The sequence below is a fragment of the Ascidiimonas meishanensis genome (genome assembly GCF_037782385.1).
In the GTDB taxonomy this organism is placed as follows: Bacteria; Bacteroidota; Bacteroidia; order Flavobacteriales; family Flavobacteriaceae; genus Ascidiimonas; species Ascidiimonas meishanensis.
This window is the reverse complement of record NZ_JBBEXD010000018.1, coordinates 44807-55391: the sequence shown is the minus strand read 5'-3', so window position 1 is coordinate 55391 and position 10585 is coordinate 44807. Positions and strand designations below refer to the sequence as shown.

2 protein-coding genes are annotated in these 10585 nt (G+C 34.7%); both read right to left on the bottom strand.

Annotated elements, in window-relative coordinates; all coding sequences use genetic code 11:
- Positions 1-7833 (bottom strand): amino acid adenylation domain-containing protein (locus WBG07_RS19005; RefSeq protein WP_340203662.1); only part of this gene is annotated, 7833 nt, incomplete at its 3' end.
- A gap of 304 nt (positions 7834-8137) precedes the next feature.
- Positions 8138-10489 carry an ABC transporter permease gene (locus WBG07_RS19000; protein WP_340203660.1) on the bottom strand — a complete coding sequence of 784 codons (2352 nt, stop codon included), beginning with the start codon at positions 10487-10489 and terminating at the stop codon, positions 8138-8140.
- Positions 10490-10585 lie beyond the last annotated feature (96 nt).

Sequence of the window (10585 nt, the reverse complement as noted above, 5' to 3'; positions counted from 1 at the left end):
ATTGAATCCTTCAAGTAAAAAAACTTGCTCACTTTCACTAAGTAATGTTATTTGGTGAAGGGGTTGGGTACTGTCGTGGATTACCGAATCAACCAATGTCTTGAAATGAACAGCCATTCGTTCAATGGTCGATGCCTTGAACAAATCAGTACAGTATTCTATCCCGATAACCAAATTATCTCCAACCTCTGCAACATCAAAACTTAAATCAAATTTGGACGTGGTAATAGGTAATTTTATGAAATCTATATCCATGCCCTCCAGATTGATCTCTGTTACCTGATCGGTATTCTGAAAAGTCAACATCGTCTGAAATAAAGGAGCCTGACTACGATCACGAGAAGTTACCGCACGATCTACAATACGTTCAAAAGGAACATCTTGATAGGCATACGAATCTAAGGTTACTTTTTTAACCGAAGTGAGTAGGGCATCAAAAGAAGCGGTCTCATCTAAACGGGTACGGATGGCAATGGCATTAACAAAAAAGCCGATCAGTGAAGTGATCTCTGCTTGTTCGCGGTTGGCCGAGGCAATCCCTACACAGATATCATCCTGCCCGGTGTATTTGTATAGAAGTACATTGTAAAGACTTAAAAGGGTCATGAAAAGTGTACTCTCGTTCTTTTGAGAAAGCGACTTGAGCCCTTCTAATACTTCTCCGTCTAAACTGAAGTCATAACGCGCACCAGAGGTGCTCTGCAAAGCCGGACGTGCATAATCTGTAGGTAACTCCAAGGGCTCAATCCCTTCTAAATGCGAAGACCACCAACGGAGTTTCTCTTCTAGTACTTCTTCAGAAAGTTGGTTTCGCTGCCATAAACTGTAATCAGCATACTGTACAGGTAATGCGGGCAATTCAAAAGATTCTTCTCTGACATATGCATTATAATATAATTCCAGTTCATTTGCAAAAATTGGTACAGACCAACCGTCTGCAGCTATGTGATGCATGATCAACACCATAATATATTCCTGATTACCTGTAGCGATCAAGTTTATTCGCATAAGATAATCTGATTCTAAACCAAAGGGAATTGCAGATAACTCAAAAACATATTCTTTTAAGGCGTCTTCATCTTTAAAGATCCGGTTTTCATAACCTATTTCAAAGCGAGAGGCATCCATTACCTCTTGGTAAATATCACCGTTATTTTCATTGAACACCGTTCTTAAAGATTCATGTCTTTCAACCACTTTCTTAATTGCAGCTGTAAATGCGTGAATATTTAAACTTCCATGAATACGTAAGGCGTACGGGAAATGATAGTGTATGCTTCCTCCCAGATAGTCTATGAACCACAAACGTTCCTGAGCATAGGATAGTGGAATTAAATCAGGACGTTCTTTTTTGGTAATTATAGACACCTGAGATTTCTCTAGAATCTGTAAATGATCTGAAAGCAGGGCAATAGTTGGATTTTCAAAGATTGTCCTTACCGAAATCTCTACTCCAAATGTTCCTCTAATATCTGTAAGTAAACGAATTGCCTGTATTGAATTTCCGCCTAAATCGAAAAAATCATCGTAACGGCCTATTTTTTCAATTTGTAATAAAGTTCCAAAGAAATTTGCCAATTGCATTTCCATCTCTCCCGATGGAGCTATATAATCTTTAGATTCTTTTACTTCTATTTTATATGCATTTAATAACTTTTTATCTACTTTACCATTAGCAGTTAATGGTATTTCCTGTAATTGTGTAAATGCTGCGGGAACCATATATTTTGGTATTCTTCCCGCTAAATATGCCTTTAGTTCTTTTGAGAGGTTTTCTGAATCAGGCTGATCATTGCCAATGAATTCCGTTTTATTTTCAGCTTTTATTGCTCCTCCCAAACAACTATATACTAAATTCTCGTGATGAGATAGTTTTAATTGGTCAAATAATAATCTTTCATCAATCAAACCAACATTACATAAACCAATATTATATTTTGCAGCCTCATTAAAGAGCGATTGCATTACAAATCCTATCTGGATGATTTGAGTGGTATCAAAATCTTTAATTTTTTCTTTTTCAGGTCTATTTTTTTGAATTAGGAAAATACCGAATCCTGCTGAACGATATACAGCCTTATAATCAAGAGGATAAATAACAGGGTCTAACGATACTCTTTTAAATGCTTTATTAAAGCATTTAGACAGATTATCATACTCAAACCAATTTCCGTAGCCTTCTTCTAATGTATCTGGCTTGATATAAACCATTACATCTAAATTTTCTGGCATAAAATTCAATTCTGAAAATGTATCATTCAATAAATTCACCAAGCTTTCCTCTTTTACTTTATCATGGAGGAATTTTCGATATACCTGATTTTCAGCTAAGGAATTACTAAAAACAATCGTATCAAATTCTTTGTTTTTTGAAGTTTCAAAACTTAGAGAAAAATGTTGACATACTATATGGTCTTCAGAAAGTTCAAAACAATTTTTTAGTATCTCATCGCTTTTATTTGCCTCCAGCTCAAGAGATAAATTATTTGATACCTCAGTAAGCAATTGATACATATGTCCAGCTTCTCTGCAGCTAAATAAAGGCGCCAGCGTTCCATACATAGGTCTTATCGCTTTCAAGTCACTTATAAAGCTCATCTGAATTTCATCAGACAATACCTCTTTTTTTAATTGCTCTAAAGCATGTAGCTCGCGGTTGTAATAATAAGCACCTTCTTCAATACCTTCTATTTTATTTTTTGGTACTAGAATATAGCATTGAACAGGATAAAGACTCCCAGCAGAAGGATAGAAGTATTTTGGAAGTATCTCGCCTTTTACTTCATAGGCCTTGAGAGCACTTAATAAAGTGCCCAACGTTTCTTTTGTAAATCTGTCTGAATTTGATGTATTGGATATTTTACCAGAATCCTGATTAAAGGAAGAAGGAAGTATTACTGTATTTATTGGCTTGTCAATTTTTCGTAAGCCTTTGTTTTTAAGTTTAAACTCAATGCGTCTGGAGTTCTCTTTAAGTAAATCTTTTGTAATTAATGTCTTAATATCTAAATCATAGTAATTTTCTACGGTGAAAGCGTGTAGATACGAATTAGAGCCTTCATTTTGCAAAGCAACTACCGTACAATCTTTAATTTCTGGATGTTGTTGAAGATGTGTTTCAATCTCCCCTAATTCTATTCTGTAACCGTTGATCTTTACCTGATTATCAGCCCTGCCCATAAATTCTATAAAGCCTTCTGGCTTGAACCTGCCAAGATCACCAGTTCGGTATAAGCGCTCTCCTGTTTTGGGGTGAACTATAAAGCTTGCATTTGTTTTTTCCAGATCTTTAAAATACCCCATGGCTACTCCAATTCCTCCTATATAAATATCACCTATTACGTGATAGGGGCATGGTTCTAATGCTGTATTAAGCACATAACATGTTTGGTTTTTTAGTGGGTAACCGTAAGGAATACTCACCCAATCTAATGCTATCTTTTTTATGGGATAATAAATAGACCAAATAGAAACTTCAGTGGCTCCTCCAAGGCTTATGATATCAGCAGCCGGATTTAGCTTCTTTAACTTTTCAGGTAATGCAAGGGGAATCCAATCTCCACTCATCATGACAAGACGTAAAGAAGGAAGGTTTCCTATATTTTTATTTACTGCCTCTTCTGCCAAAAGAGAAACTAATGCAGGAACAGAATTCCATATTGTAATTTGTTCCTTATGGATCCAGCGTAACCATGCTTCCGGATCTCGTCTTTCTACCTCATTAGGAATTACCAGAGTGGCTCCTGCGGCAAGCGTTCCGAATATATCATATACAGACAAGTCAAAATTCAACGCTGAAATTCCAAATACCTTATCGGTGCTATTTACAGCAAACTTTTCATTGATATCCTGAATGGTATTAACGGCTCCGGTATGATCTATCATCACACCTTTTGGAAGTCCGGTAGATCCTGAAGTAAATATGGTATAAGCAAGTTTATCTAATTCATACGCTTTTTTATCGTAACAGATGGGTTCATTTATATCTACCTCCAATTCATCTACTACAAGTAGTTTGTGATTATCTATAAATTCTAATCTTTTTTTCGAGGCGGCATTCGTAAGGACAAGAGGAGCCGCTGTTGCCTCTAGTAAATATGCTATTCTTTCTTCGGGTAAATCAATATCAAGAGGAAGGTAAGCCACTTGAGCATGCAGAATTCCTAATACAGAAGCAACCTGCTCCCACCCTTTTTCTATTAAAACCGCAATTTGTGTTTCTGCTGGTACATTCAACAAAGTAATTTGCTTTGATATCTGTATTGCATAGGCACCGAGTTCTTTATAACTCATTCTGCGATTAGCAGCTATCAATGCTTCTTTATGAGGATATTTAGTTACACTTTGAAAGAATCCTCCGTGCAATGGAATTTTTTCAAAAGCCGCTTTGGTAGCATTGTAAGCTTCTAATATATGGGGTTGCTCTTGTGAGAGAAGAACGGGTAGTTCTTGATTCCATTTTAAAGGTTCGGTCGCAAGATTATTAAGCATGTCACAGAAACCTTCAAACATGGCTTCAATCATGCCGGGGTAGAATAACCCTTCTACAAAATCCCAATTAAAAATGAGATCGCCCTTCTCTTCAAAGATCTGATAATCTAACCATACTTGTGGTGTTTGAGAAATTCCATACACCCTTTCTCCCATCCATTCTAAGATACCATTAGTGTCAGAATCCTCATTTAAACCTAAAGAACTCGTAAAAACAATGGGCATTCTTGCAGCATTGGCACCTTCAATTTTACCAAGTTCTCTTTGTACTTCAATGCCATTGACCAATCTGTGTTCCATGTCGCTCCATAGCTGGGCTTGAATGGCGTTGCCTTGATCAACAAAGGTTTGAGATTTGGAGAAATCAACCGATAAAAGAATTAGCGTGGTAAAATCTCCCAATAGTTCGTTAACCTGTGCATGTAGCGGTAATCTGTTGAAGAGGGTGGTATTAATCGTGAATTTAGGTTTGGAACTCCATTTGCTAAGCACATAGGAATACAAAGTACATAAAACTATTGATGGTGTGATGCCATGTTCTTGCGCCTGTTTTTTAAGAGCCTCCCATTTCGCTTTGGGAAGCCTGTAATCTAACCTTCTGAATTGAGGAACTGAAATGGTAGAAGGATCGTTCATTAAGGGTAATGCTGGAGCAAGTGGAAAATCTTTCAATCGATTTTGCCAATACTTCATGGCATTCTCGTATTGGGAAGTTGTTTTAATCTGTTCTGCGGCCAGTACATAATCTCTAAATCCAACCTCTAATTCTGGAAGTTTTGTTTCTGGAGCTTCATATATCTTTTGCCATTCTTTGCTAAAGAGAACAATACTCCAAACATCTAAAATAAGAAGGTCAAGGCTTAAATGAATACAAAATTTATTGTCTGGAAGGCAAGTTACCGCTACTTCAAAAAGCGGCCATTCTTTGCCCGAATACACCTTATGAGACATTCTACCACGTATTTCATTGATGCTTTCAATGATCTGGTTATTGTCTGATTTGGTAAGATCTACCAACTGAATTTTGTAGGCAGGTACTTCTTCTATTATTTGTTGCTTCCCTTCTTCATTAATGACCATTCGCAGCATATCGTGGCGTTTAATAACTGCTCTCAAAGCCATTTCAAATCTTGCTGGATCCAATTCTTGCTGCATAAACTCCAAATACGTGTGGCAACCTATATTCCCAAGGTCGTACATATCGCTTCTACCTACCAGATACGCTTGCTGAATTTCATTTAATGGAAAGGGTTCATACTTATTTGAATGATCCATATTGATTTCAGGAAGCAAAACCTGTTTTTTAGGAGCAAATGTTTTTTCGTTTTTTGATAGATGTATTGCGAGCGACTGAATGGTAGGAAACTCCCAAAATAATTGATGAGAGAGTTCTGCATTTAAATAGTTTTCAAGTGTCTGCGTACATTGAATTATTTTTATAGAGTCTAAACCATATTTCCAGAAACTGGAATTATCTAACAGTTCTCCAGCAGGTATTTGTAGTACACCTGCAACCTCTTGTTTAATAAATGCTGCTATCTCTTTAGCTCTACCTTCTAATTGTAGATTTTTATCTTCAGAAACCTTTAAGCTATCTTGTAACCGCCCTACAATTCCTTTAAAGTTGTTGTTTTCATATCGTTTTTTACATAAAGTACGCTGTGTCTTTCCACTGGAAGTTTTTGGAATACTTGCTGGTTGTAGAAATAAAATATCGTACGCTTTTAATTCAAAAAGTTCATATACCTCTCTAGCAATTTTCTCATAAAGTGTTTTTGCATTATATGTTTTTAATGATGTTCTCTTTATTTCCTGAGCTATGATTAACTCTTCTTTACCTTCTTTATTAATACTAAAAACAGCTCCTGCATTCAAAACAAAATCATCTGATAGCTCTTGTACAACTGCCTCAATATCCTGTGGAAAATAATTTTCACCATTAAAAATCATCATTTCTTTGAGTCGGCCAGAGATATACAATTCTCCTTCGCTAAGAAATCCTATATCACCGGTTCTTAAATAACCCTCAGCAATATTTCCTGTTAAATCTGTACAGGAAGCATTAAAGGTTTTTTCGGTGAGCCTAGATTTGTTCCAGTACCCTTTAGCAACGCTTCCACCTTTAATCCATACCTCTCCTTCTTTTCTTTCTTCACATTCTTTTTTGGTATTGGGATCTACAATTATTACTTGCATATTTTCCAATACCTCTCCCCCGGTTACAAATACTTTCTCGCCCTTATTAAAAGGGTAAGATTCCTCTTTATTAAGTATAAAGGTGTGCTTGTTATTCTTATTGTTTTCACTAATCGCATTGTAGCATTCTTTATTTACGCTACTTACAATTAGAGTGGTTTCTGCCATTCCATAACAGGGCTTAATATAATTAGCTTTAAGACCTTTGGAGACGTATCTAGTAGCAAAATCTGCAAGTGTTTTTGCTTTAATAGGTTCTGCTCCACAGAAAAACACCTTACAACTACTCAAATCAATAACATCAAACTCCTCTTCACTTATATTGTTTATGCATAAGTCGTACGCAAAATTGGGAGCTCCGGTGATGGTTCCTTTATAAGTGGTGATTGCCTTTAACCAATTAACAGGTTTTTTTACAAAACTTACGGGAGCCATTGAAATCAGGGTGCCTCCTACATAGATAGTACTCAGAATATTTCCAATCAATCCCATATCATGAAACATAGGAAGCCATCCAACATGAACTGTATTTTCATTTAAGCCATGTAGATTTCTAATAAGTGTACAATTATGGGCGATATTGCCATGTGTAACCATCACACCTTTGGGCACTCCTGTAGATCCTGATGTGTATTGCAGAAAAGCAATATTATCTGCATATACTTCTGGAAACTGTGCTTGCGTATTTTCTTGTTTTAAAACGGCATCTGTAAGTAAAACCGGAACTTCTGCAAACTCTTCATTTGCATTCATCCATTTTGAAACTTTATTATATAAAGAAGGAATCGTAAGTATATACTTTGAATCGCTATCAATCAACACATTTTCTAACCTATCAAGACGCCTTCTACTGGATGGTGCATTTACAGGAACGGCAATAATACCTGCTTTTAAACAGGCGAGAAAACAGATAATAAATTCTATAGAGGAAGGGTATAAAAGAAGTGCTCTTTCTCCAACAGATAATTTTGTAGTTAAATAAAGAGCTAAGGCTTCTACTTTTGTATTAAGTTCTTGATAACTAATGTTTCCAATTTCTTCGGTATTGTCATTCAAAAACCTAATGGCTTTTTTGTCTTCATTACTGCGTAAACTTAGTTTTTCAAGTATACTTACTGCCTGCCAGTTGTTATCTGTGCTTATCATTTGAAGTATGTATTATAAGATTTAAACTATTACGGATATAGGAATGTTATATGGCGATAGTGCTTTTATAACTTTTACCGTTTGTTATATTTTTTAAGAAAATGTGCGGAAGTCCTTGATAAAAATTCCGGGTTTAGATAGAATTCATCCCAAGGACATAAGCCCTACTTATGATGTAAAAAAATAGTTGTAGGTATTAAGGAAAACGTATTTGATAGTTGGGAGAATGTTGTACTTGCCCTATTTGCAAAGGCAAGTACAAGATATATGTAGGTATTTTGAAAATTAACAGAGAATTCTATTATTATTCCTCTCTTAAGTAATCAATAGGATTAATATTAAAAACTTTTGACATTTGAAGTCCTATTGCTGTCATGGTGGCAAAAAATAAAACAAGAACAGGAATTAGAAAATACCATAGTTTTAAATCAATTCGGTATGAAAAACTTACCTGTAGTACCGAATCAAGAATAAAGTAACTAAGTGTAAGACCAACCACCAGGGCAACACAAATAATTTTAACCAAATCAAACGTGAGCGATTTAAATATTCTGACATTACCTGAGCTCAAGGCCTTTTTAATACCTATTTCCCGTTTTCTACGTTCTATATTGAAAGCGGTAAGCCCATATACGCCAAGGAAACATATAATTATTGCAATTATCGTTAGGTACAATGAAAGATCTGAAAGGCTCATTAAGAATTTAAACTTTTCTAACTGCATATCTTCAATATATCTATACTCAAAAGAATATTCCGGATTAAAAGAAGTAGATAAAGCCCTTATTTGAGCAAGGGCATTATTACTTGCCTTATTCGTTTTTACAATAATATTATTTACATCATTACTATAAATAAAAAGTAACGGTTCAATGCTTTTAAAAACAGGTATTAGATGTACATCTTTTACAACTCCTACAATATTCATCTTTTGTTTGTTGAACGTAATGGTTCTACCCACGGGTTCAGATAATCCCATTCTTTTAACCGCTTCTTCGTTTATAATGGCTTTGGTATATGGTTGGTCTGAAGTACGATTAAAATTACGGCCTTCACGAATTCCTATTTCAGTAGTTTTAAAAAAGTCTGCTCCAACCCTTCTAATATTAAAATAAACACTCTTTTCCATTGGTTTTCCTTCCCATTCTACCCCGTCATAAAGAGATTCGTTATAAAAACCATCGTAAATAGTAGATGCATTCACCACACCGGGTATGTTCTTCAACTCTGCTAAATAGGTATCTGTATTTTTTTGCAGTTCCCCTGAGGCTTCTATGGATAAGGTATTTTTAATATTATGTCCCAGATCTTTATTGAGTATAAAATCTATTTGTTTATTAAGTATTAAAACAAAAACAATAAGTACTATTGAAACAAAAAACTGAAACCAGACCAGCCCTTTTCTTACAAAAATATCTGTAAAAGAACCCTTTACACTTCCCCTAAGGGCATTTAGCAATTTAAATCTTGAAAGGTAAATAGCAGGATATCCGCCGGCTACTACAGTCACAAACAAAATCATGAAAACTATAAAAGCAATAAAGACAGGACTAAATTTTATTTCAAGCGGCAGCTCTACTAAATTACTAAAAGATGGCAATAAAATACTTACCAGAATTATGGAAAGCAAAACTGCTATTAAGGTAATAATAAATATCTCTGTTAAAAACTGAATGACTAATTGGGCTCTTGAAACTCCTACAGCTTTTTTTATTCCAATTTCTTTTATTCTACTTAATGCTTTCGCTGTAGCCATATTAGTATAATTAATACAAGCAATTATTAAAACACCAAAAGCCATTAATAAAATAATGCTAAAAACGGTTTCACTTGAACTTCCTCGATATTCACCGTTCTCAAAATTAGCTCCCAAAGACAAATCTGTGTATTTAACCGCAGATACTTTCTGTCTAATCTCGAGTCCGTTATTTTCACTGTTTATTCTTGTGATTTTGGTATTTATCTTACTAAGATCTGTATTTTGATTTACCAAAAAATAAGTTTTGAAAATGTTTTCAGTCCAATCATTTCGTATGGAAGGGTTTTGAGAAATGAATACTTTTAAGGGTATCACAAAATCAAAAATATCATACGTATTGGAAGGAAGTTCAAATACAGAAGAAACAGAAAAATCACCAATTCCTTTAATTTCTACAATCTTGCCTATTACATTATTCGTACTCCCAAATAAACGTTTGGCAAGATTAGCAGTAATCGCAATTGACTGTTCATCTTTTAAAGGGTTTTTTGCATCACCAGCTACGTTTTTATAAGTAAAAATATCAAAGAAATTCTCTCCTACATATTTTCCAAAGGTTTTTAGCTTTACTTCTTCAGAAGAAACAAAAAAAGAATAGTCTGAAGTAGCAGATACAATCTCTTTAATCTCGGGCAATTGACTTTCTACTGTTTGTGCAAGTGCATACGAAGAATAGAAATCATGCTGAAATTGCGCTCCGTTAAAATCATGTTTTACTAATTGATACAACGTTTCTTTATTCTCATGAAACTTATCGTAACTTTTTAAATAGTTTATATAGACATTTGCTAATATGAAACAAACCAGTCCGGCAGATAAACCAAGAATATTAATGATGATGCTTTTCTTATCCTTCAATGCTGTTCTGAAAAACAATAGAATATGTTGCTTTAACATGACTTTATTATTAAAAATGAGTTTGAACTTATTATTTTCTGCATTAATTAAGAATATCCAAAATCAATGCCAAATAATGAATTAATTTGATTATCA